General features: G+C 64.5%; 19 protein-coding genes. 4 read left to right on the plus strand and 15 right to left on the minus strand.

Annotation, left to right across the window (positions count from 1 at the left end; translation table 11 throughout):
• The first annotated feature begins 156 nt into the window (after nt 1-156).
• Nucleotides 157-1,140, plus strand: coding sequence for an ATP-binding protein (locus JQ616_RS09835; protein ID WP_212013978.1), 984 nt, complete (start codon nt 157-159; stop codon nt 1,138-1,140).
• Nucleotides 1,141-2,046: 906 nt separating this feature from the next.
• The gene (locus tag JQ616_RS09840; RefSeq protein ID WP_212013980.1) at nt 2,047-3,663 is read left to right on the plus strand and encodes a porin; all 1,617 of its coding nucleotides are present in this window, start codon (nt 2,047-2,049) and stop codon (nt 3,661-3,663) included.
• Nucleotides 3,664-3,780: 117 nt separating this feature from the next.
• Here the strand turns inward: JQ616_RS09840 and JQ616_RS09845 are convergent, their stop codons facing one another.
• Nucleotides 3,781-5,169 carry a LysM peptidoglycan-binding domain-containing M23 family metallopeptidase gene (locus JQ616_RS09845; protein WP_212013982.1) on the minus strand — a complete coding sequence of 463 codons (1,389 nt, stop codon included), beginning with the start codon at nt 5,167-5,169 and terminating at the stop codon, nt 3,781-3,783.
• 110 nt (nt 5,170-5,279) lie between these two features.
• Nucleotides 5,280-5,936: a protein-L-isoaspartate(D-aspartate) O-methyltransferase gene (locus tag JQ616_RS09850; protein WP_212013983.1), complete on the minus strand. Its 657-nt coding sequence runs from the start codon at nt 5,934-5,936 to the stop codon at nt 5,280-5,282.
• Nucleotides 5,937-6,309: 373 nt separating this feature from the next.
• On the opposite strand from JQ616_RS09850, the gene JQ616_RS09855 reads away from it, so the two are divergent.
• Complete coding sequence (locus JQ616_RS09855; protein ID WP_212013985.1) at nt 6,310-6,687, plus strand: response regulator; 378 nt, start codon at nt 6,310-6,312, stop codon at nt 6,685-6,687.
• A 105-nt stretch (nt 6,688-6,792) separates the two neighbouring features.
• On the opposite strand, the gene surE is transcribed toward JQ616_RS09855, so the two are convergent.
• The 12 genes from surE to JQ616_RS09915 form a co-directional block, all read right to left on the minus strand.
• Complete coding sequence (gene surE / locus JQ616_RS09860) at nt 6,793-7,560, minus strand: 5'/3'-nucleotidase SurE (protein WP_212013987.1); 768 nt, start codon at nt 7,558-7,560, stop codon at nt 6,793-6,795.
• A gap of 79 nt (nt 7,561-7,639) precedes the next feature.
• Complete coding sequence (locus JQ616_RS09865) at nt 7,640-8,629, minus strand: hypothetical protein (RefSeq protein ID WP_212013988.1); 990 nt, start codon at nt 8,627-8,629, stop codon at nt 7,640-7,642.
• Nucleotides 8,630-8,645: 16 nt separating this feature from the next.
• Nucleotides 8,646-9,977: a serine--tRNA ligase gene (gene serS, locus JQ616_RS09870; RefSeq protein WP_212013989.1), complete on the minus strand. Its 1,332-nt coding sequence runs from the start codon at nt 9,975-9,977 to the stop codon at nt 8,646-8,648.
• A 199-nt stretch (nt 9,978-10,176) separates the two neighbouring features.
• A complete protein-coding gene (gene tatC / locus JQ616_RS09875) occupies nt 10,177-10,983 on the minus strand; it encodes a twin-arginine translocase subunit TatC (protein ID WP_212013990.1) in 807 nt (268 codons plus the stop codon).
• Nucleotides 10,980-11,501 (minus strand): Sec-independent protein translocase protein TatB, encoded by a 522-nt coding sequence (gene tatB, locus JQ616_RS09880; RefSeq protein WP_212013991.1) that lies wholly within the window; start codon nt 11,499-11,501, stop codon nt 10,980-10,982. The genes tatC and tatB overlap by 4 nt, the downstream gene beginning before the upstream one ends.
• A 176-nt stretch (nt 11,502-11,677) precedes the next feature.
• Nucleotides 11,678-11,911: a twin-arginine translocase TatA/TatE family subunit gene (locus JQ616_RS09885; RefSeq protein ID WP_050400528.1), complete on the minus strand. Its 234-nt coding sequence runs from the start codon at nt 11,909-11,911 to the stop codon at nt 11,678-11,680.
• A 147-nt stretch (nt 11,912-12,058) separates the two neighbouring features.
• Complete coding sequence (gene scpB / locus JQ616_RS09890; protein WP_212013992.1) at nt 12,059-12,997, minus strand: SMC-Scp complex subunit ScpB; 939 nt, start codon at nt 12,995-12,997, stop codon at nt 12,059-12,061.
• Between the two features lie 22 nt (nt 12,998-13,019).
• Nucleotides 13,020-13,841, minus strand: a complete 822-nt coding sequence (locus JQ616_RS09895) for a segregation and condensation protein A (RefSeq protein WP_212013994.1) — start codon at nt 13,839-13,841, stop codon at nt 13,020-13,022.
• The gene (nagZ, locus tag JQ616_RS09900) at nt 13,838-14,860 is read right to left on the minus strand and encodes a beta-N-acetylhexosaminidase (protein ID WP_212013996.1); all 1,023 of its coding nucleotides are present in this window, start codon (nt 14,858-14,860) and stop codon (nt 13,838-13,840) included. Before nagZ ends, JQ616_RS09895 begins: the two co-directional genes overlap by 4 nt.
• A gap of 46 nt (nt 14,861-14,906) precedes the next feature.
• On the minus strand, nt 14,907-16,388 hold the full coding sequence (locus JQ616_RS09905; protein ID WP_212013998.1) for an SPOR domain-containing protein: 1,482 nt from the start codon (nt 16,386-16,388) through the stop codon (nt 14,907-14,909).
• 118 nt (nt 16,389-16,506) lie between these two features.
• Nucleotides 16,507-18,303, minus strand: coding sequence for an arginine--tRNA ligase (gene argS / locus JQ616_RS09910; RefSeq protein WP_212013999.1), 1,797 nt, complete (start codon nt 18,301-18,303; stop codon nt 16,507-16,509).
• Nucleotides 18,304-18,312: 9 nt separating this feature from the next.
• Nucleotides 18,313-19,521 carry a deoxyguanosinetriphosphate triphosphohydrolase gene (locus JQ616_RS09915; protein WP_212014000.1) on the minus strand — a complete coding sequence of 403 codons (1,209 nt, stop codon included), beginning with the start codon at nt 19,519-19,521 and terminating at the stop codon, nt 18,313-18,315.
• A 139-nt stretch (nt 19,522-19,660) separates the two neighbouring features.
• On the opposite strand from JQ616_RS09915, the gene erpA reads away from it, so the two are divergent.
• Nucleotides 19,661-19,990: an iron-sulfur cluster insertion protein ErpA gene (gene erpA / locus JQ616_RS09920; RefSeq protein WP_021081206.1), complete on the plus strand. Its 330-nt coding sequence runs from the start codon at nt 19,661-19,663 to the stop codon at nt 19,988-19,990.
• Between the two features lie 63 nt (nt 19,991-20,053).
• Here the strand turns inward: erpA and JQ616_RS09925 are convergent, their stop codons facing one another.
• Nucleotides 20,054-23,176, minus strand: a complete 3,123-nt coding sequence (locus JQ616_RS09925; protein WP_212014001.1) for an efflux RND transporter permease subunit — start codon at nt 23,174-23,176, stop codon at nt 20,054-20,056.
• Nucleotide 23,177 lies beyond the last annotated feature (1 nt).

Below are 23,177 nucleotides of genomic sequence, written 5' to 3' on the forward strand. Positions count from 1 at the left end.
CAGCGCCCTCGACCTTCGAGGCGGTATGGCGGTCCGGACAAATTCGCGCGGACTATAGCGGCCGCGGTCCCAATTGCAACGTTAACGGGCCTTCATTTAGGGCGCTTGCGGGACCGCCGCCAGCCCGATAAGGCTGCGCCGTCAGGAACTGGACAAATGCCGAAAAAAGCCAAAAAAACCACCAGTAAAACAACCCGCAAATCCGCCCCCAAAGCGGCCGCCAAGCGCGCCGCAATCACCGCGACAAAACGCCCGGAAGCGCCGCTCGACGGCGCGACCGCCGAGCGGATCGCGAACGCCCTGGAGACCATTGCCAGCCACCTCGCGGCCGCCTCCCCGGCGCCCGATCCGGCCGAGTCGTTTGGCGCCGCGGACGCCTTTGTCTGGCATCCAGACGGCCGCCTGGCCCCGGTGCCGCGCGTCAGCCGCGTCGAGATCGGCCTGCTCAAGGGCGTCGACCGGATGCGCGACATCCTGATGGAGAATACCGAGCGCTTCGCCGATGGGCTGCCCGCCAACAATGCGCTGCTGTGGGGCGCCCGCGGCATGGGCAAGTCGTCGCTGGTCAAGGCCACCCATGCCAGCATCAATGTCGACCGCAAGCCGGCCGACCGGCTCAAGCTGATCGAGATCCACCGCGAGGACATCGAGAGCCTGCCCGGCCTGATGGAGCTGCTGCGCAACTCAACGTTTCGCTTCATCGTGTTCTGCGACGACCTCTCCTTCGACGGCAACGATGCTTCGTACAAGTCGCTGAAGGCCGTGCTGGAAGGCGGTATCGAGGGACGCCCTGACAACGTCATCCTCTATGCGACCTCGAACCGGCGGCATCTCTTGGCGCGCGAGATGATCGAGAACGAGCGCTCGACCGCAATCAATCCGGGCGAAGCCGTCGAGGAGAAGGTGTCGCTGTCGGATCGCTTCGGCCTCTGGCTCGGCTTCCACCGCTGCAGCCAGGACGAGTACCTCGCGATGGTGAAGGGCTATTGCGACCATTACGGCATCAAGATCGCCGAGGACGAACTCGAGCGCGAGGCGCTCGAATGGTCGACCACCCGCGGATCGCGCTCGGGTCGCGTCGCCTGGCAGTACACTCAGGAACTCGCCGGCCGGCTCGGCGTGCGGCTGAGCAGCAAGTAGCCCCGATTGCGCTTCGCGCATTCCCGCAGATGGCCTTCTGAATCCGGCGCGGCATGAGTACACTCTATTCATGCCGGCCGACCCAAGCCCGACTGCGAGACAATGTGGCGAGTGCACCGCCTGCTGCGATGGCTGGCTGAAAATCCGGATTCGCGATCACGACGTCCATCCGGGGCAGCCGTGCCCATTCAGCCGCGCGGGCCAATGCTCGATCTACAACGAGCGCCCGGTCGATCCATGCCGGAATTTTGTCTGTGGCTGGCTTGCGCCGACAAGCCCGCTGCCTGACTGGATGCGTCCGGACCAATCCAATCTCATCTTTCTCCCCGCGAGCTTCACCTGGCGTACGCTTCCGGTGGATGTCGCTGTCGCCGTCGGGGCGCGCCCGAAAGCAAAGGCCCGCGCGTGGATCGAGGCCTTCAGTCGCGACACGCGACGCCCGCTCCTGCTTCAATCGGACGGAGAATGGCACGCGCACGGACCGCCGGCATTCCTGCACGACATGGTCGCGCGTCTCGCGCAAGATGGCGATCCGTTGAGGTAGTATAAAACCTCCATTGGGTTAACCGACGCTTTGCGACAGTCCCTTGATGGCATCCAATATGCCAAATCACACTATCCATGCCGCAGAGCAGCAAAGATATGTCAGTAGTCACACCCTATTTCTGCATTTGACTTATTGTAATTATTTCAATGTATTAGCCATTGCTTCCGGTCTATTCCGATGTCGACATGCGACATTTTGATGCAGTGCAATAGTATTATTGTACCATTCTTGTCACAGAGAGACTTTCTTGGACGCAGCTCACCGCGCACATGTGGTATTTGGTGTGTGGTATACATTACCGTTCCTCCACTTTGCGGCGCCCGGCACCCTGCCGCGGCGATTGGCAAGGGGGGAAACAGATGAAAAAGGCACTTCTCGCTGGAACGGCATACACCGCGATCTGCCTCGCGCTCGGGCAACAGCCGGTGCGAGCCGCAACACTCGATGACGTCATGGCGCGTCTGGACGCGCTCGAGCGAAACAACACGAAACTCGCCAAGGAGAACGCTCAACTCAGGGATCGCGTGAATCACATCACGAGCAACCCGGCTCCGGCCGCGACGCCCAAGGGCAACCCGGTGCAACATGCGGCCGTTGCGCCCTCCCCGACACCACCAGCTCCCGAACATGCCGTCGTCAGCGTTGGTGGCGCGCCGATCTACAGCAAGGCGCCGGGCGGCAATGCTTTCGTCGACAACACCACCGTCACCCTTTACGGGCACGTGGATCTGTCGGGCGACTTCTTCAATGCCGGCGTGTTTGATCAGGGCAACAAGTTCGGCGTGTCCAGCAACCTCACCTATTTCGGCGTGCGTGCGCGTCACAACCTCGAGCCATATGGCTTCGCCGGATGGGCCGCCGTCGCCCAATTCGAATCGCTGGTCGAAGTCGCGGCAACGCCAACCGAACGCGCCGCGTTCGGCACCCGCGACAGCTTCATCGGAATGGAAACGCCGTGGGGCGCCATCAAGGCCGGCAAATCGGATACGCCGTACAAGAAATCGACCGCGAAGTTCGATCCGTTCTCGGCGACGCTCGGCGACTACAATTCGATCATGGGTAACACCGGCGGCGACCTGCGCGCCGAGTTCGATTGGCGTGCGGCGCATGCGGTCTGGTACGAATCGCCGATCTGGAACGGCTTCCAGGCAACCTTGATGGCCTCGCCGGGACAGAACACGGCGAAGGACAACAGCGACTTCGCGCTCGGCGACTTCAATTGTCCCGGCACTTCCGCGCGCGGCAGCGGCAGCGGCTTCCCGCTGACATCGGCACCAGAAGGCTGCACCGACGGCTCCTACGGCAATCTCTACAGCGCGTCATTGACCTACAACCACGGTCCATTCACGGCGGTCGCAGCCTACGAGATGCACGAAGGCACCAACCGCACCAGCGACGAAGGGGTGACACCGCTGAGCAATGGCGGCGTGTTGATCGTGCCACCGGGCGCCGTCGGCATCGCCAACGAATGGGCTGCGAAGCTCGGCGCCGGCTATGGCTTCAATGACGGCATCGGCAAGCTGCAGCTCTACGGCATCTACGAGATCATGCGGCGCGAGAACACCGTTGCCGACTTCAACGAGCGATCGCGTGACGGTTATTTCGTCAGTGCGACGCAGTCGGTCGGCGCGTGGGATGTCAGTGCGTCCTGGGCTCACGCCAACGCCTCGCCGGGCTCGCCCGGGACCGGCGTGTTCAACAACTATACGGTCACTCCGGCGGCCGGCTCGGCCGACTTTGCACTCAACAGCGTGGACAGCAGCGCCGATCAGTATGCGGCAGGCGTGAAGTACCACTTCAGCCCGTTTGCAACCTGGTATCTCGTCGGAAGCTATCTGCGTAACGGCCCCGGCGCGCATTACTGCCTTGGCGTGAGCGGTCATGGTTACGGCGTGTGCGGACGCGATGCCAACAACAACGTGGTCGCCGGCAACAAGGCGAGCGCGGTGACGACCGGCATGACGTTCGACTTCTAGCGGCCCATAACGATCATCCGAAAGCGGGATCACACGTCCGCGCAGCAAACAAAACGGGGGAAGCTTGCGCTTCCCCCGTTGTCTTTGTTGTGAGACTTGGAAGTCCCGGCGCGCAACTTACGCGCCGTTGAGGAACTGGAGCGGATCGACCGGAGACGATCCCTTGCGAATTTCGAAGTGAAGCTGCGGCGAGCTCGCCTCGCCTGACTGCCCCGACTTGGCAATCACCTGTCCGCGCTTGATGGTATCGCCACGCTTCACCAGGATTTCGCTCGTATGGGCGTAAGCGGTGACGTAGCCGTTGGAATGGCGAACCAGCACGAGGTTGCCGTAGCCCTTCAGCTCGTTGCCGGAGTAAGCGACGACGCCGTCTTCGGCGGCCTTCACCGGCGTGCCTTCGGGCACCGCGACGTTGATGCCGTCATTGACCTTGCCGTTGGTCTTCGAACCATAGGCGGTGATGACCTTGCCGCGCACCGGCCAGCGGAAGGTCGGCAATGCGCCGGTGGCCTCGCTCGACTTGGCGGCGACAGGCGCCTCAGTGGCAACGGCCGGCTGCTCCACCGTTGCGGTCGGCTGCACCAGCCGCGCGCTCTGCTGCGGCAGCGCAGTGGCGACGACCTTCGGGGCCGCCACGGCCGGCGCAGGAGCCGCCATCGCGACCGGCGCGGCAGCAACAGGTTGCGCAACGGGCGCTGGTGCCGCCATCGCGGTCTTGGCACCGGGCACCACGAGCTTCATGCCGAGACTGAGCCTCGCCGACTGATCGAGATTGTTGGCGCGAGCGAGCTCAGCCACCGGGATGTGGTGCTGGCGCGCGATGCTGTGCAGCGTGTCGCCGCGGTTGACATAATGGACGCCGGAAGGCGCCGCCGCCATGGCGACCGGGCGCGCGGCGGGTGCCGCCATCGCAGGCGCTGCGGCCGATGCCGTCGGGTGCGGAATGATCAGCTGCTGGCCGGGCGACAGCGCGCGCGGTCCCTTGTAGCCGTTGGCGCGGAGGATCTCGGCGGTCGAGACGTTGTAGCGGCGCGCCAGCACCTCCAGCGTATCGCTGGTGCCGACGATGATGGTGGTGCCGCCATGGCCGACATGCGCTGCGGCGACCGAATGCGGAACGGTGCCGGTGGCCTCGATCTGCGGCCGCGCGGGCGGCGGTGTGTAGGACGAAAGCCCGCGGCCGCCTCCGGAGACGCCAGCGTTGGCATTGGCAACCGGATAGGATTGCGGTGCAGCGACCGGCGGCGGCAACGGCTGTGACTGATACTGCGAATATTGCGGCTGCGTTCGCGGCCGCGCGTATTGCGGCAGCTCACGCGGCGGCGGCGCCTGCTGCACGGTGCCGGTCGGCTGCGGATCAAACGCAAACGGATTTTGCGAGTAGGAGTTTTGCGAGAAGCGCGACGACATATCGGCGCTGCAACCGGCAAAAGCCATGGACATCAGCGTCAGCACCGCAACCTGCGGCACGCGACGCGAGCGAAGCAACTCAACAACCCCAGACATGGTTACTCACTCGTACGCAACAAAAGACTGTTTTGAGTAAACACGTCGCGAGTAAATAACCGCTTAACCCTGCGAATAAGGCGTTGGTGCCAAGCAGCAAATCGCCAAACTTACAATTCGCGGGCGATTCCCGGCAGCGCCGGCACGAAGCGGACGTCGACCAATTCCTTGCGGTCGAAGCCGTTTGCCGTCCGCACCATTCGGACCAGGGTCTGGGTGCCCTGATGCGGTCCGACCGGGGCGATCAGGACACCACCTTGCTGAAGCCGCTCCAGCAGCTTCTCCGGGATCTGCTCCATCGCCGCGGTGACGATGATGCGGTCGAAATCGCCCGCCCCGCCCGGGACGTCGAAGCCGTCGCCGAGCAGAACCTCGATGTTGTAGTAGCCCAGCTTCTCGAGCCGTTTGCGGGCCCCGTCGGCCAGCGTCCGGTAGCGCTCGATGGTCAGGACCTGCTTGCACAGCCGGGATAGCACGGCCGCCTGGTAACCCGAGCCGGTGCCGATCTCGAGCACGCGGTGGTCCTTCTGCAGCTGCAACTGCTCGGTCATGTAGGCCACCACGAAGGGCTGGCTGATGGTCTGCCCGCAGGCGATCGCAAGCGCGCTGTCGCGATAGGCATAATTGCGATCGCGCGGCTCGACGAACACCTCGCGCGGCACCTCTTCCATGGTGCGCAACACCGCCTGATCGCTCACCCCCCGTCGCCGCAGGGTGAGCTGAAACATCATCTTCTCGGTCGGATCGGGGGTTACGGCCATGTTCATCAGCGACTCTGGGCAGCAGCGGAATCTCGCTCACCTTGATGCCATTGAAATCCGAAATGCCGCGTTAAGGAAAAATTTCCCGTCATCCTTTGTTCCCGGTCAGGAACCGGCACGCCGATTCCCGGGTTGGCGGCGGTGCGGCAGCTTCCCATATAATCCGGTGCGATGCGCGGTTAACGCCAGATGGCGCGGACCGGGGCTTTTGGTAGAGCCGTCACTCGTCCGACGCTGGACGAATCCTGTGCTGCGAGCCAGTCAGAGCGATGTGGCGAGCTGGCGTTGCGCGCTGGAAAAGGGCCAATTCCCAAACGTTTGCATTGCGCCTCGTAGTGTTATTTGCGAGCCTATTTCAGGGACGGGCAAGGATTCCATCATGACAGCGATACGGCCGGCGGGCTGTTCAGTTTTCCTCGTGGAGGACGAGGTCATGATCCGGATGATGGTCGCCGATATGCTGGAAGAGCTCGGCCACACCGTGGCGGCCGAGGCCGGCGAGATCGGCGAAGCGGTCAAGCTCGCGCAATCCACCGAATTCGACCTCGCGATCCTCGACGTCAACGTCAACGGCAAGGTGATCACCCCGGTCGCCGAGCTGATCAACGCCCGCAACCGCCCCTTCATCTTCGCGACCGGCTATGGCTCGTCCGGTCTGCCGCCGGAATATCGCGACCGCCCGGCGCTGCAAAAACCCTTCCAGCTGGAAACGCTGGCCCAGATGATCTCCAGTGCGATGAAGCGCGCGCCGGTCTGACGGCTGGCTCAGTGCCGTAGCCCGGATGAAGCGCAGCGCAATCCGGTTAAGTCTCCGCGTCGACAGTGGCCCCGGATTTCGCTTCGCTCCATCCGGGCTATAAGATCACTTCAGCGTCGCGGTCAGCGTTTCCGAGAACGCTTCATCGGTGCGGTCGAGCCGCAGCGGGGTCACCGAGACGTAGCGCGCGGCAAGCGCGGCGAGATCGGTGCCTTCGGCCGGCGTATCCATCATCGCCGCGCGCTCGAAGCCGATCCAGAAATAAGGATTGCCACGTCCGTCGTGACGGCGATCGATCTTCAGGAAACCCTGATTGCGCTTGCCCTGCCGCGTGATCCGGATGCCCTTGACGTCGTCAGGCATGCAGGACGGGAAGTTGATGTTGATGACGGTGTTTCTCGGCACACCTGCGTCGATCACCTTGCGGATGATGTCGGGGCCGAATTTCAGCGCGGTGTCCCACAGCGGCGCGTTGCGCGTCTCGATCGAGAACTCCTGCGACAGCGCAAATGACGGAAAGCCCAGGATGGTGCCTTCCAGCGCGCCGGCGATGGTGCCGGAATAGACCACGTCCTCGGCGACGTTGCGGCCCTTGTTGACGCCGCTCAGCACGAGATCGGGCAGCTTGTCCCCGAGGATGTGACGCGCGCCCATGATGACGCAATCGGTCGGCGTGCCGCGCACGGCGAAGTGACGCGGGCTGACCTCGCGCAGCCGCAGCGGATCGTTCAGCGACAGCGAATGCGAGACGCCGGACTGATCGAGCTCGGGGGCGACGATCCAGACGTCATCGGACAACGCGCGCGCGATCTGCTCAATGACCTTCAAGCCCGGAGCGTTGATGCCGTCATCATTGGTGCAGAGAATTCGCATCCGTCAAAGTGCCTCTTGTTCCGATTCGACGCGGGTTTCTTGAATTGCGGTTCTTTACGTCGATGGCCGTCTTAACCGGCTAGGGCCGCGGAGGCAAACCCGGCGAAGGCCCACGCCATTGCGCCGAGGTGACGCGCCACGGACGGACGAATTTGCCGCTGCCGGCGATCTTGCGCTCGAATACCGGCCAGGCCGTGCTGGTCGTCCGCCGGATGACCTTGATGACCGGCGTCAGCAGCGGGGCTTCGAGTTTCTTGACCGGTGTGGCCGGACGCGCTTCGGATTTCGGAGCCTCAAGCTTGGGGGCGTCGGCCTTGGAAGCGACGGCCTCGGGAGTTTCGCATTTCGGAGCTTCGGACCCAAGCGGCTCAACCTTCGGAGAACTTAGCTTGGCAGCCTCACGCTGGGCAGATTCAGCCTTTTCAGCCTTGGCAGGCTCCGGCTTGGCAGGCTCCGGCTTGGCAGGCTCAAGCTTGGCGGGTGCCTTGGGCTGCTCAGCCCTCGGCCCGTCGACCTTCCGACCTTCAGGCGCGGGCGCCTCGGGAGTGAGCGGCGCGGACTGGCGAAGCTCTGGCTTGGGAGGTTTCAGAGGCTCCGGTTTAGGGAGTTCGACGGCTTCCGCCTGGAGAGGCTCAGCCTTGGGCGCTGCGGGCGCCACCGGTGCGGGCGCCTCGGCTGGATTTGCGATGGGAGCTGCCGCAGCCGATCGCGATTTCAGGCGCGCCAGCAGCTCTTCGATCGACGGCACCGATGCGGTATCAAGCGGCGCACGCGGCGCGGCCGGCGGCGTCGCCCGGATTGGAGGCGGCGGAGGCGGTGCAACCATGTCAGACGGTGGTAGATCGGCCGGCGCAAGTTGCGCGAACTTGCCGCGCGCGATCTCCAGCGCCCGGTCGAAGTCGGGCCTGTCGATCCAGGCCTTCGATTGCACCTCGACCACGCGAGCTTCCCAGAGCCGCGCGGCCTCGATGTCGTAATAGCCCATCTGCTTCTGATTGATCAGCTGCAGACCATGCCCGGTGACGGCCCATTGTCGACCAAGCCAGTGGATGTCACGGTGCAGCGGCATCACACTGGCCCTCGCCTCACATGCCGTGCTCGATGACCTTGAGCCCGCCCATATAGGGCTGCAGCACGTCGGGCACCGCGATCGAACCGTCCTGCTGCTGGTAGGTCTCCATGACCGCGATCAAGGCGCGGCCGACCGCCGTGCCGGAGCCGTTCAGCGTATGCACGAAGCGCGGCTTGCCGTCGGGACCGCGATAGCGCGCGTCCATCCGACGGGCCTGGAAATCGCCGCACACCGAGCAGCTCGAGATCTCGCGATAGGCGCCGCCGTCGCCCTGCCCCGGCATCCATACCTCGATGTCGTAGGTCTTCTGCGCGGAGAAGCCCATGTCGCCGGCGCACAGCGTCATCACGCGATAATGCAAATCGAGCTTCTGCAGCACCTGCTCGGCGCAGGACAGCATGCGCTCGAGCTCATCCTTGCTGGCTTCCGGCGTCGTGATCGACACCAGCTCGACTTTTGTAAATTGGTGCTGGCGGATCATGCCGCGGGTGTCGCGTCCCGCGGCGCCCGCTTCCGCACGGAAGCACGGCGTCAGCGCGGTGAGCCGCATCGGCAGCTCTTTCTCGTCGAGGATGGATTCGCGCGCGAGATTGGTCAGCGACACTTCGGCGGTCGGAATGAGACCAAGCCGTCCGCTGCGCAGATCGGCATTGGGGGCGGCAAGCAATTCGCCCTTGATCGCCCAGAATTGGTCGTCCTCGAATTTCGGCAATTGCCCGGTGCCGAACATCACCTCGTCGCGCACCAAAAGCGGCGGGTTGATCTCGGTGTAGCCGTGCTCGCCGGTGTGCAGGTCGAGCATGAACTGGCCGATCGCGCGCTCCAGGCGCGCCAGCCCCTTCTTCAGCACGACGAAGCGCGCACCGGACAATTTCGCCGCCGCCTCGAAGTCCATATAGCCGAGCGCGATGCCGAGATCGTCATGCAGCTTCGGCGCAAAGCCGTAGTCGCGCGCCTTGCTGAACACATGGTGCTGGACGTTGCCGAGCTCATCGGTGCCGTCGGGCACCTCGTCGAGCGGCAGATTGGGGATCGACGACAGCTGCTTCATCAGCTCTTCATCGGCCGACTTCGCCGAGGCCTCGAGCTCCGGCATCGTGGTCTTCAGTTCGGCGACCTCGGTCATCAGCCTGGCTGCGCGCGCCTCATCCTTGGCCTTCTTGGCGTCGCCGATCTCCTTGGAGGCCGCGTTGCGCCGCGCCTGGGCCTGCTCGGAGGCCAGGATCGCCGCACGCCGCTTCTCGTCGATCGCCAGCAGCGACGGCGACAGCGCATCCAATCCGCGGCGTTTCAGGCCGGCGTCGAAGGCTGCGGGGTTGTCGCGGATCGCTTTGATGTCGTGCATGGTCGGGAAGTCCTGACGTCGCTTTTTGCAGAAACGTCGCATGTCAACGTTTTGCGGAACGTCTCCCTACCACGACGGTCATCATCCGCAAAAGCGGATGATCCAGTATTCCAGAGACGTCCGTGTGTGACGGAGGGGCCGCAGCGTACTGGATACCCCGCTTTCGCGGGGTATGACGGCTGTTTTTGGGAGAACGAGCCTACTCGGCCGGGTTGGTCGCCGACGGCGCCCCGGACGAGGAGCTCGCGGTGGCGGCCTTCTTCTCCACGATCCGGACCGCGATGATCGCGCCCTCGTAGAGCGCCAGCAGCGGGATCGCCAGCGAGGCCTGGCTCAGCACGTCGGGCGGCGTCAGCACGGCTGCGATGATGAAGGCGACGACGATGAAATAGCGCCGCTTCTCCTTCAGCATCTTCGAGGTGACGATACCGACGCGGCCGAGCAGCGTCAGGATCACCGGCAGCTGGAATGCGATGCCGAAGGCGAAGATCAGCGACATCATCAGCGAGAGGTACTCGCCGACCTTGGGCAGCAGCTGGATCTGTGCGGTCTCGGCACCGCCGGCCTGCTGCATGCCGAGCGAGAACCGCACCAGCATCGGCAGCACCACGAAATAGACCAGCGCCGCGCCCATCACGAAGAACACCGGGGTGGCGATCAGATACGGCAGGAAGGCGTTGCGCTCATGGCGGTAGAGCCCGGGCGCGACGAATTTGTAGATCTGGGTGGCGACGATCGGAAACGAGATGAAGCCGGCGCCGAACAGCGCGAGCTTCAGCTGGGTGATGAAATATTCCAGCAGCGCCGTGTAGATGAACTTCGAATTCTCGGGACCGGCGATCCAAACGAACGGCCAGACCAGCACGTTGTAGATCTGCTTGGCGAAGAAGAAGCAAATGATGAAGGCCACGCCGAAGCCGAGCAGCGCCTTGATCAGCCGCGAACGCAGCTCGATCAGGTGATCCATCAAGGGGGCCTTGGAGGCCTCGATATCTTCGGCACTCATGACGCTCTCGCGTCCTTCAGCACGTCGGGCTGTACCGGCGTCGCGTCCTGCGGCGCAGGCTCCGCCTTCACCTCATTGGTGATGGCGAGCGGCTCGCCGGCCGCGGCATGCGTCTCGGCTTCGACGAAGGTTTCCGGCGTCGGCTCGGCAGGTGTCGTTGGCGTGACCGGTGCGTCGCTCGACGTCACCGGCGCGTCGATCGCGGACGCCACCTGCGCATCGACCGGCTTGTCGATCTGCAGGGCGTCGGTGACGTCCTTCTGCAGCGAGGTCATAATGTTGCCGCTGGTGATGCCGGTGGCGGCTTCCCGGACCTCGTCGAAGCTCTTCTTGAGGTCGGCCATCTCGGCCTCGCGCATGGCCTCCTGGAACTGACCCTGGAATTCGGAGGCCATCTTGCGGGCCTTGCCCATCCATTGCCCGACCATGCGCAGCACGCCCGGCAGCTCTTTCGGGCCGATGGCGATCAGCGCGACGACCGCGATGACGACCAGTTCACTCCACCCGATGTCGAACATGAATTCTTCCGCCTAAGCGCGCCGCCATCGGCCCCATGATCTAATAGAACTTGCGGTCCTAACAGGATTTGGGGCTGCCGGCGCCTTTTCTCAATCGGCGTCCATAGCGCGTCTATGCGACGGCGTCACCGTTCCGCGCAAGGAAAAGCGTCGAAATATGCGTCAATACGAACGCGTTAGACGGCCTTGCTGCCGACGTCCTGGCGCGCAGCGGACGGCGCCGCATTGTGATCGATCGCCTTGGTAGATTCCGGCTTGTCTGCGACCTTGTCGTCGTCCTGCATGCCCTTCTTGAAGGCCTTGATGCCCTGGGCGACGTCACCCATCAGGTCCGAAATCTTGCCGCGTCCGAACAGCAGCAGGACCACTGCGATCACGACGATCCAGTGCCAAATGCTGAGTGAACCCATCCTGCAACCCTCCAGAAATGGCCGGCGGACCGGCCTGAACATGGCCGGAAGTTAGGCCTGCGGGGTGTCAAAAACAAGGACTTCGGCCGCGGCAAATCGCTGTCGCGGCTACGTAATATTGCTAGGCTTAACCGGGAATATTCCGGGCTATTCGCCCTTCTCCTCGGCACCGTCGTGGTCACCCGCGTCGTCGGCGCGCTCGTCCGGCTCATCGGCGTCGACTTCACTGGCGTCGAGCTCGCCTGCGTCAGGCTCGTCCGCGTCCACCTCGGTCGCAGCTTCCGCTTCGACTTCAGTTTCAGCCTCGGCGGTCGTCTCGACCTCGGCAGTCCCAACCTCGGCCGACGCTTCGGTCTCAGCCTTCGGTTCCTCGGCCTCCGGTTCAACGGCTGGCGCCAGCAGCAGTTCCAGCGTATCGCCGGGCTCCAGCGGCTCCTCGTCCTCGCGCAGCGTCGCGTCATCCGACGGCGACGGAACGCTAAAGCCGGTCGGCAGGCGCGAGTCGAGCAGGCCGGTGCCCTTCAGCTCTTCCAGCCCCGGCAGGTCGCCGAGCGCTTCCAGGCTGAACTGCGACAGGAAGGCGTCGGTGGTTCCGAAGGTCAACGGACGGCCCGGCGTCTTGCGGCGGCCGCGCGGGCGGATCCAGCCGGTCTCGAGCAACACGTCGATCGTGCCCTTCGAGGTCACCACGCCGCGAATCTCTTCGATCTCGGCGCGGGTCACCGGCTGGTGATAGGCAACGATCGCCAGCACCTCGATCGCAGCACGCGACAGCTTCCGGGTCTCGGTGCTCTCGCGCGTCATCAGCCACGACAGGTCGCCCGCGGTGCGGAACGTCCACTTGTTGGCGACCCGAACCAGGTTGACGCCACGCGGCGCATATTCTGCCTGCAACTGTGCCAGCGCCTGCTTGATATCGACGCCATCGGGCATCCGCTTCGCGAGCGTTGCCTGATCGATCGGCTCGGCCGATGCGAACAGCAGGGCTTCCAGGAGCCGCAATTCCTCAGGACGCGCCACCGGATGATCCATCGGAGAAACCTCCTCCTCGGGCTCTTCTCTGCGCACTTCCGCCAAGCTTGCCATGGGCTTGCTCTCCTTCTTCCACTTACTCAACCGACAGGTCCGGCGCCGCCATTGCGGCCTGCGCTTGACGCTTTCGGAAATAGATCGGCGCGAACGCCTGCTTCTGGTTGATTTCCATCTCGCCTTCGCGAACCAGCTCGAGGGCTGCGGCGAAGCTCGACGCGAACACCGTCGCCTTCTGCTTGGGATCGGCGACGTAGTTCATCAGGTACTCGTCGAGGCAGCTCCAGTCCTCGGCGAGGCCGACCAGCCGCTCCAGCGAGGCGCGCGCTTCGGCCAGCGACCACACGGTGCGCTTCTGCAGATGAACGGTGGTCAGCACGCGTGACGCGCGCTGCGTGGCATAGGCCGACAGCAGGTCGTACAGGGTCGCGGTGAATTTCGGATGCTTGATCTCGGCGATCGATTCCGGATTGCCGCGCGGAAAGATATCGCGCTGGAACTGGGGCCGGTTCATCAGCCGGTTGGCCGCCTCGCGAATCGCCTCCAGGCGGCGCAGCCGGTTGGCAAGCGCGGTCGCCATTTCCTCGGCGCTCGGCCCTTCCGCGGTCGGCGGTTCGGGCAGCAACAGCCGCGACTTCAGGAACGCAAGCCAGGCGGCCATCACCAGGTAGTCAGCGGCGAGTTCGAGGCGAATCTTGCGCGCCGCCTCGATGAACGAAAGATATTGGTCGGCGAGCGCCAGGATCGAGATCTTCGCCAGATCGACCTTCTGCTGTCGCGCCAGCGTCAACAGCAGGTCGAGCGGGCCTTCATAGCCCTCGACGTCGACCACCAGCGCCGGTTCGCCATCAGCGAGATCGGCCGGCCGCCCGGTCTCAAACGATAGAATTTCAGCGGTCATGCCGTCCCTACCCGATCCAACAACGCATCCAGTTCAGCCCGCGCCGCCTGCCGGTCGAGCGGCTGGGGCTGCTTCCGTGCAGCAAGCGTCGCCTTGGCGCGCTCAAGCGCCTTGCCGGCCAATTCCGGCGTCTCCCGCGCGACCTCGTGCATCTCGTCGATATTGCCGTTGCAGTGCAGAATCACGTCGCAACCGGCAGTGACGATGGCGCGGGTCCGTTCGGCAATCGATCCGGCTAGCGCATTCATCGACACGTCATCACTCATCAACAAACCCTGAAACCCGATCAGGCCGCGAATCACCTGTTCGATGATTGTCGCAGAAGTCGTTGCCGGATGGACGGGGTCCAGCGCGCTAAACACAACATGTGCAGTCATGGCCATCGGCAGGTCCGCCAGCGGCCGGAACGCGGCGAAATCGGTCCGTTCCAGCTCGGCTTTGGCGGTATCGACCGTCGGAAGCCGGAAATGGCTGTCTGCAGTGGCCCGGCCATGGCCGGGAATATGCTTGAGAACCGGCAGCACTCCGCCCTGTTCCAGCCCGTCGGTGACCGCGCGGGCGATCGCAGCGACCTTGTCCGGTTCGGTTCCATAGGCCCGGTTGCCGATCACGGCATCGGCGCCGGCCACCGGAACGTCGGCTAGAGGCAGGCAGTCGACGGTGATGCCGAGGTCGATCAGATCGGCCGCGATCAGCCGCGAACTGAGCCGGGCCGCAGCAAGCCCGAGCCTGGGATCGATGTCGTAGAGCGCGCTGAAGCTCGCGCCGGGCGGATAGACCGGCCAGTGCGGCGGTCCGAGCCGCTGCACCCGCCCGCCTTCCTGATCGATCAGGACCGGGGCATCGGCCGCCCCCACAGCTGACCTGAGTTCCCCAACAAGAGCCGCCACTTGGGCGGGACTCTCGATGTTGCGCTTGAACAGGATGAAGCCCCATGGCCGCTCAGTGCGAATGAATTCGCGTTCAGCGTCATTGAGGGCCAGCCCGGATACACCCGTGATGAATGCGCGGTTCGTCATCCGGCCGATTAGGCCGCATGCGGCACGCCGGTCAAGGAAACGGCCGCTAATTTCTTTGGATGAAGCAATTCGGCAGGCCGGCCGACTTCAAGCGGCTGCAGAGCTGGTTGGCCTCCTCCGCGGAGCCGAGCGGGCCGGCGAAGGCGCGGTAATACACCCCCTTCTCCGCGAGATCGACGCGTCTGACGACCAGCGGCTGGGAAGCCAGCAAGCCGGAATACTTGCCTTGCAGCACCTTGTACGACGCCTGCGCGTCCGCCTCGTTCTTCTGCGACGACACCTGCACCAGATATCCACCGCCGCCGACTGAGGCTGTCGAGGTCGACGCCACCCGGGTCGGAGGCGCGGCAGGCGTCGCATCGACCTGACCTGGGGCCAGCGACATCGGCGCATTCACGCTGGCATTGGCTGCCGAAGGATTGCCGCGCGACACCGGCGGCTTCGCCGCGGCCGCAGGCTTGGTGGCCGGCGCCGCCGCGGCCGGCGCGCCGTCAGGCGTCTCGCCCTTGACCGCGAGGGTGCGGATCTTGCGCGGCTCGCTGTTCGACAAGGTGCCGTTCGCCGTGATCGGCGCCGGTGCCGGCTGCGCAGTCTGCACGCTGGCGGCCGGCGGCGGATTGGCGTTCGCGTTCAGCGGCGGAAACACCACGCGCGGTCCGGCGGTCTTCGAATTGACGTCGACCGGGGTCTCTTCGCGCGACACGATCTTCTCGCCGCCGTCACCCGTCGCCATCCGATCCGGCGTCTTGGCCGACGCATCGGCCTGCACCGGGATCACCTTGGTCGGCGTGTTGTCAGCCTTGATGATCGGCGGTTCGCCGCTGCGGGGTGAGCCGACATAGTTGCGATACGCGAGCGCGCCGCCGGTGCCCACCACCGCAAGCGCCACGACCGCTGCAACCGTCATCAAGCCACTGCTGCGCTTGCGCGGTTCGGGTTCTTCCTCATAGGCCTCATAGGCGTAGGGATCGTCCGGATAGGCCGGATCGCGCTGCAGATCCTGTTCACCGGCTTCGAGCTGGCCGTACAGCGCGTCGTCATAGCGCGACGGATCCTGGGTCTGAGTGCCGTAATGCGGCTCGTCGTCAAACGCCTCGGGCTGCCGAGCAGGCTCAACCGGCCGATACGCAGGCTCGACCGACCGATAGGTTGCGACCGGCTCGGGCGCAGGCTGCGGCTGCTGTGCCGCTGCATAGCGATGCAAGGGATGCACCGGCTTCGGCAGATCATCCGGCTCAGGCTCGTCGTATTCGGTGTGCTGCACCGGCGGCGGAACAACCGCGTCCTGCCGCGCGCGCTGCATCCAGGGCGGCGGGCCGGCGGGCGGTGTATCGTCCTCTCCAGCCTGCGGCTCATACTGTTGCGGTCGTGCATTGGCGCGCGATTGCAACGGACGCGGCGGCGGCTTGTTGGCGGTGCCGAATGGATCCGTCTGGCCGATCAACCGTGCCAGTTCGGCAAGCGGATCGCTGTCGGCCTTGGGAGCCGTGTCGGCGGAAAAATGTCGGTCCTGATATCGATCAGCCATTGTGATGATGCATCCCCTTCGGGACAGCGCCAAGATCGCCGGCACAGCCGGTCCGAACGAGTTGGCCCCTGCCAGATGCCCTCACAAATCCCCACTCGTGAGGGCCTAATGCCCCTGCCTACCGCATCTCGGTCGGAGCGTGGACGCCTAGAACAGCTAAGCCCGATGCCAGAACCGAGACGACGCCCTGAACCATTGCCAGTCGCGCCCTCGTGATCTCTGCATCATTATTGATAATGAAGCGTAAATAGGGCAAATCGCGCCCCTTGGTCCAAAGCGCATGAAATTCACTGGCCAAATCATATAGATAAAAAGCGATTCGGTGCGGCTCATGTGCCACCGCGGCAGCTTCAATCATCCGGGGATACAGCGCAAGCCGCTTCAACAGGTCGAGCTCGGCCGGGTCGGTCAGCCGTTCGACCGCAGCGTCGCGCAGATAGGCCAGCCTGGCATCATCGGTCACGGGCAGGTCGGGAACCGCCTCCTCGCGCGCGTTGCGGAAGATCGAATGGCCGCGCGCGTGGCCGTACTGGACGTAGAAGACGGCGTTGTCCTTTGACTGCTCGATGACCTTGGCGAGGTCGAAATCGAGCACCGCGTCGTTCTTGCGGAACAGCATCATGAATCGCACGGCGTCGGAGCCGACCTCGTCGACCACCTCGCGCAGCGTGACGAAATCGCCGGAACGTTTCGACATCTTCACCGGCTCGCCGTCGCGCAGCAGCTTCACGAGCTGCACGATCTTGACGTCGAGTGTCGCCTTGCCCGCAGTTACCGCCTTCACCGCCGCCTGCATGCGCTTGATGTAGCCGCCGTGATCGGCGCCGAACACGTCGATCAGATTGGTGAAGCCGCGCTCGAACTTGTTGCGGTGGTTGGCGATGTCGGACGCGAAGTACGTATATGAACCGTCCGACTTGATCAGCGGACGATCGACGTCGTCGCCATAGGCGGTGGCTCGGAACAGCGACTGCTCGCGATCCTCGTAATCCTCGACCGGCTTGCCCTTCGGTGGCGGCAGGCGCCCCTCATAAATGTCGCCCTTGGCGCGCAGGAAATCGATCGTCTCGGCGACCTTGTTGTTGCCTGACGCGATCAGCGAGCGCTCGGAAAAAAACACGTCGTGATGGATGTTGAGCGCGGCGAGGTCGCCCTTGATCATCTCCATCATCATGGCGATCGACTTGTCGCGCACGATCGGCAGCCATTCGGCGTCCTTCATGTCGAGCAGCTTCTCGCCGTATTCCTTGGCCAGCGCCTGACCGACCGGCACGAGATAATCGCCGGGATAGAGCCCTTCCGGGATCGCGCCGATATCCTGCCCAAGCGCCTCGCGGTAACGCAGGAACGCCGAGCGCGCGAGCACGTCGACCTGGGCGCCGGCGTCGTTGATGTAATATTCGCGGCAAACGTCGAAGCCGGCGAATTGCAGCAGGCTGCACAGCGCGTCGCCGAACACGGCGCCGCGGCAGTGACCGACATGCATCGGCCCGGTCGGGTTGGCCGAGACGTATTCGACATTGACCTTTTCGGCCTTGCCGATGTCGCTGCGTCCAAAAGCGGAGCCGGCGGCCAGCACCGCGCGCAGCGCGTCCGCCCAGACCTGCGGCTTCAAGGTCAGGTTGATGAAGCCGGGCCCGGCGACATCGACCGAGGCCACCAGCGCATCGGCGCGCAGCCGCTCGGCGATCTTGTCGGCGAGCTCGCGCGGCTTGGCCTTGGCATCCTTGGCGAGCACCATCGCGGCATTGGTCGCCATGTCGCCATGGCTGGCATCGCGCGGCGGCTCCACCACGACACGCGTGAAATCGATGCCCGCAGGCCAATTGTCCTCGGCTGCGACAGCGGCACAGATCGCGTGCACGCGCGTCAGCATGTCGGCAAAAAGGTGTGGTGAAGCAGTGGTGTCGGCCATGGCAGGGCGCTAACGCAAATCCGGGGTCGAGTCAAAAAGCCTTTGGTGTTCGATCAGGGCGAAACGGTCGGTCATCCCGGCAATGAAATTGCCGATCCGCCTGTTCCGCGCGCTGGCGGTCTCCTGCACGCTGCCCTCGATCCATTCCGCCGGCAGGTCGCCCGGCGATTGCCGGTAGCGCTCGAACAGATTGCGGACCACCTGCTCGGCTTCCCGCATCACCAGCATCACCCGTGGATGGCGATACATCCGGCGGAACAGGAACGCCTTGATCGCCGCCTCCTGCTCGGCCACCTCAGGCGGAAACGCGATCAGCGGCGCATTGTGGTGGCGCACATCCCCCGCCGATTGCGGCTGCGCGGCGGCGAGGCGCCGGCTCGCCTCGTTGAAAACAGCGCTGATGAAATGTGAGATCAGCTCACGCACCAGTTCGGCGCCGCGCCGGACCTCGTCGAGATCAGGGTAGTGCCGGTCGATCTCGGCGATGATCTCCGATGTCAGCGGCATTTCCTTGAGATCGTCGACCGCAAACAGGCCGGCCCGCAGGCCGTCGTCGATGTCATGGGCGTCATAGGCGATGTCGTCGGCGAAGGCCGCGATCTGCGCCTCGAGCGAGGCATAGCTCCAGAGTTCGAGGTCGTAGGTCTTGTTGTAATCGGCGATCCCGACCGGAATGCCGCTTTGCAGATAGCGGCCGGCCGGCGCGCCGTTGCGTTCGGTGAGCGGACCGTTGTGTTTGACGATGCCCTCGAGCGATTCCCAGGTCAGGTTCAGCCCGCCGAACTCGGGATAGCGATGCTCCAGCGAGGTGACGACCCGCAGCGCCTGGGCGTTGTGATCGAAACCGCCATCCTCCCGCAGGCACTCATCGAGCGCCCGTTCCCCGGCATGGCCGAACGGCGGATGGCCCAGGTCATGCGCCAGCGCCAACGTCTCGGTCAGGTCCTCGTCGACGCCGAGCTGGCGCGCCAGCGCGCGGGCGATCTGGGCGACCTCCAGCGAATGGGTCAGCCGGGTGCGGTAGTGATCGCCCTCGTGGAAGACGAAGACCTGGGTCTTGTGCTTGAGGCGGCGGAACGCGGTGGAATGGATCACCCGGTCGCAATCGCGCCGGAACGGGCTGCGGGTCCGGCTTGGCGGCTCCGTGACCAGCCGGCCACGGCTGCTGTCGGGGTCGCAGGCATAAGGCGCACGGGGGGCAGCCATTCCGACCGACACTGTATTTTAGTCCTTATCCATTTGATTCCATGGTCCGACGCACTTAACTATGTCTGAGGCGGCGGACCAAATGAATTGGGCATGACGCCGGGCGTGATCCGATCAGATCGCGCCGAGAATAGGTTTTCGGAGACCGACCATGACTGCTGCCATTACTGTCAGCGAACGGGCTGCCCGCCGGATCGGGCAGATCCTCAGCAAGGAAGGCGACGGCGCCAAGCTGCGCATTTCCGTCGAGGGCGGCGGCTGCTCCGGTTTCCAGTACAAGTTCGACGTCGAGCGCACCCAGGCCGATGACGACCTCGTGATCGAGCGCGACAGCGCCGTGGTGCTGATCGATCCCGCCTCGGTCCCGTTCCTGGCGGGCTCGGAAGTCGACTTCGTCGACGATTTGATCGGCGCCTCGTTCCGCGTCGTCAACCCGAACGCCACCGCCTCCTGCGGCTGCGGCACCAGCTTCTCGATCTAACGCATTCTCATCTGACGCGGCTTCGCGAGGCGAACCGGTAACCGGTTCGCCGGAGAGCTCACGCTATTCCGCCGCCACCACTTGCGGCCGTTCGACGTCGCCCTCCGCCTGCGGATCGAGCTTGCGGCGCAGCCTGCGGTCGATGCGGTCGAGATAGATGTAGATCACGGGCGTGATGAACAGCGTCAGCAGCTGCGACACGCAGAGCCCGCCGACCACGGCGACGCCGAGTGGCTGACGCAGCTCGGCACCTGCGCCCGCGCCGAGCGCGATCGGCAGCGTGCCGAAGATCGCCGCGAACGTCGTCATCATGATCGGGCGGAAGCGCAGCAGCGCCGCCTCGCGGATCGCATGCTCAGCGCTGAGCCCGACGCGGCGGCGCTCCAGCGCGAAGTCGACCATCATGATCGCGTTCTTCTTGACGATGCCGACCAGCATCACGATGCCGATCATCGCAATCACCGACAGCTCCATCCCGAAAAGCATCAGCGTCAGGATCGCGCCGATGCCGGCCGACGGCAGGCCGGAGATGATGGTGATCGGGTGAATGAAGCTCTCGTAGAGGATGCCGAGGATCACAAAGGCTGCGAACACCGCGGCGAGGATCAAGACGCCCTGCCCGCGCAGCGAATCCTGGAACACCTGCGCGGTGCCGGAGAATCCCGTCGCGATCGTCGGCGGCAAATTCGCGGTCTGCTCGAGCTCGGTGATCTTGTCGACCGCGTAGCCCAGCGAATTGCCGGGCGCGAGATTGAACGAGATCGTCACCGCCGGCTGCTGACCCTGATGGTTGATCTGCAGCGGCCCGACTGACGGCACGAGCTTCGCCACCGCATCGAGCGGAATGGTCTGGCCGTTCGCAGTCTTCATGTAGAGCTTCGACAGATCCGACGGATCGACCCGGAACTGCGGCTGCACCTCCAGGATGATCTGGTAGTCGTTCGACGGCATGTAGATGGTGCCCACCTGCCGCGCGCCGTAGGCGTTGTAGAGCTGGTTACGCACCTGATCGACGGTGACGCCGTAGACCGCCGCCTTCTCGCGGTCGATGTCGACCGTCATCTGCGGGTTCTTGATGTAGAGATCGGTGGTGACGTCGAGCAGGCCTGGAATCTTCTCGATCTTGTCGCGCATGTCAGGCGCCAGCCGGTACAGCGACTCGGTGTCGCCGCTCTGCATCACATACTGATACTGGCTCTTCGAGATGCGGCCGCCGATGTTGAGGTTCTGGACGCTCTGGAAGAACGCCTGCATGCCCGGGATCTCGCGCGCCTTCTGCCGCAGCCGCCCGATCACGACGGTCGCGTTGTCGCGGGCCTTTTGCGGCTTCAGCGCGATGAACAGCCGGCCGTAATTGGTGGTCGGATTGGGACCGCCGGAGCCGACCGTGGAGTTGACGTAGTCGACTGCCGGATCGGTCCGCATCACCTCGACCAACGCCTGCTGGCGTACCTTCATCGCCTCGAACGAGGTGTCGGTCGCGGCCTCCGTCACGCCGATCAGGAAGCCGGTGTCCTCCTGCGGGAAGAACCCCTTCGGCGCGATCATGTAGAGGTAGATGGTGCCGCCGAGCGTCGCCAGCGTCACCACCAGCATCAGGGCCTTCTTGGCCAGCACCCAGTCCAGCGCCCATTCATAGGCGCGCAGCCAGGCCTCGAACATCGCCTCGAACGCCCGCAGCACGATGTTCGGCCGCTTGGTCGCGTCATGCGCACGCAGCACGCGGGCGCAGAGCATCGGCGTCAGGGTCAGCGATACGAAGCCGGAGACGATGATCGCAACCGAGATCGTCACCGCGAATTCGCGGAACACGCGGCCAACGATGCCGCCCATCAGCAGCACCGGAATGAACACCGCAATCAGCGAGAAGGTGATCGAGATGATGGTGAAGCCGATCTCGCGGGCGCCCTTCAGGGCCGCCTCGAACGGTTTCATGCCGTGCTCGATATGGCGGACGATGTTCTCTAACATGACGATGGCGTCGTCGACCACGAAGCCGACCGAGAGCGTCAGCGCCAGCAGCGTCATGTTGTTGATGGAGTAGTCCAGCGCGTACATGACCGCGCAGGTGCCGAACAGCGAGATCGGCACCGCCAGCGCCGGAATGAAGGTCGCGGACGCCGAACGCAGGAACAGGAAGATCACCAGGATCACCAAGGCGATCGCGATCAGCAGGGTTTCCTCGACGTCGCTGACCGCCTGCCGGATCGAGACCGAGCGGTCCATCATGACTTGCATGGTCACCGAGGGTGGGATCGCGGCGCGCAGCGACGGCAGTTTGGCCAGTACGGCATCGACCACGGCCACCGTGTTGGCGTCAGGCTGCTTCTGGATCGCGAGCACGATCGCGCGCTCGTCATTCATCCAGGTCGCGATTTTGTCGTTCTCGACGCTGTCATAGACCTTGGCGATCTCGTCGAGCCGGACCGGCGAGCCGTTGCGCCAGGCAACGTAGATCTGGCGGTAGTCGGCCGCCTTGTCCATCTGGCCGGAGGCCTGCAGCGCGACGTCCTGCTTGGGGCCGTTCAGCGTACCGACCGGGGTCGAGGAATTGGCACGCGACACCGCTGCACGGATATCCTCCATCGAGACGCCGCGCGCGGCCGCGGCCTCCGGATCGGCCTGGACCCGGATCGCGAATTTCTGCGCGCCGTAGATCAAGACCTGGGCAACGCCCGGCAGCTGTGACAGCGCCTGCCCGATCGTGATGTCGCCATACTCATTGACCGCCGAGAGCGGCAGCGTCGCCGAGCCCAGTGAGACGAACAGCACCGGGAAATCCGCCGGGTTCACCTTCCGGAAGCTCGGCGGGATCGTCATCTCGATCGGCAGCCGGCGCTGCGCGATGGTCAATGCCGTCTGCACGTCGAGGGCCGCGGCGTCGATGCTGCGGTTGAGGTCGAACTGGATGGTGATGACGCTCGTTCCCTGCGACGAGTTCGAGTTCATCGACGAGATGCCGGCAATGGTCGAGAGCTGGCGCTCGATGATCCCGGCGACCGAAGCCGCCATGGTGTCGGCGCTGGCGCCCGGCAAGGTCGCAGTGACCGCAATCGTCGGGAAATCCACCTTCGGCAGCGCCGAGACCGGCAGCAGGCGGAAGCCGAACACGCCGAAAGCGATGATCGACGCCGTGATCAGCGTCGTCATGACCGGGCGGCGGATGCAGAGCTCGGACAGCGTCATC

It is taken from the genome of Bradyrhizobium tropiciagri, assembly GCF_018130545.1.
GTDB classification, from domain to species: Bacteria; Pseudomonadota; Alphaproteobacteria; order Rhizobiales; family Xanthobacteraceae; genus Bradyrhizobium; species Bradyrhizobium tropiciagri_A.

Coding starts and splice junctions, on each gene's coding strand:
- JQ616_RS09835 (WP_212013978.1), top strand. CDS start 157: ATGCCGAAAAAAGCCAAAAAAACCACCAGTAAAACAACCCGCAAATCC.
- JQ616_RS09840 (WP_212013980.1), top strand. CDS start 2,047: ATGAAAAAGGCACTTCTCGCTGGAACGGCATACACCGCGATCTGCCTC.
- JQ616_RS09845 (WP_212013982.1), bottom strand. CDS start 5,169: ATGTCTGGGGTTGTTGAGTTGCTTCGCTCGCGTCGCGTGCCGCAGGTT.
- JQ616_RS09850 (WP_212013983.1), bottom strand. CDS start 5,936: ATGAACATGGCCGTAACCCCCGATCCGACCGAGAAGATGATGTTTCAG.
- JQ616_RS09855 (WP_212013985.1), top strand. CDS start 6,310: ATGACAGCGATACGGCCGGCGGGCTGTTCAGTTTTCCTCGTGGAGGAC.
- surE (WP_212013987.1), bottom strand. CDS start 7,560: ATGCGAATTCTCTGCACCAATGATGACGGCATCAACGCTCCGGGCTTG.
- JQ616_RS09865 (WP_212013988.1), bottom strand. CDS start 8,629: ATGCCGCTGCACCGTGACATCCACTGGCTTGGTCGACAATGGGCCGTC.
- serS (WP_212013989.1), bottom strand. CDS start 9,977: ATGCACGACATCAAAGCGATCCGCGACAACCCCGCAGCCTTCGACGCC.
- tatC (WP_212013990.1), bottom strand. CDS start 10,983: ATGAGTGCCGAAGATATCGAGGCCTCCAAGGCCCCCTTGATGGATCAC.
- tatB (WP_212013991.1), bottom strand. CDS start 11,501: ATGTTCGACATCGGGTGGAGTGAACTGGTCGTCATCGCGGTCGTCGCG.
- JQ616_RS09885 (WP_050400528.1), bottom strand. CDS start 11,911: ATGGGTTCACTCAGCATTTGGCACTGGATCGTCGTGATCGCAGTGGTC.
- scpB (WP_212013992.1), bottom strand. CDS start 12,997: ATGGCAAGCTTGGCGGAAGTGCGCAGAGAAGAGCCCGAGGAGGAGGTT.
- JQ616_RS09895 (WP_212013994.1), bottom strand. CDS start 13,841: ATGACCGCTGAAATTCTATCGTTTGAGACCGGGCGGCCGGCCGATCTC.
- nagZ (WP_212013996.1), bottom strand. CDS start 14,860: ATGACGAACCGCGCATTCATCACGGGTGTATCCGGGCTGGCCCTCAAT.
- JQ616_RS09905 (WP_212013998.1), bottom strand. CDS start 16,388: ATGGCTGATCGATATCAGGACCGACATTTTTCCGCCGACACGGCTCCC.
- argS (WP_212013999.1), bottom strand. CDS start 18,303: ATGGCCGACACCACTGCTTCACCACACCTTTTTGCCGACATGCTGACG.
- erpA (WP_021081206.1), top strand. CDS start 19,661: ATGACTGCTGCCATTACTGTCAGCGAACGGGCTGCCCGCCGGATCGGG.
- JQ616_RS09925 (WP_212014001.1), bottom strand. CDS start 23,176: ATGACGCTGTCCGAGCTCTGCATCCGCCGCCCGGTCATGACGACGCTG.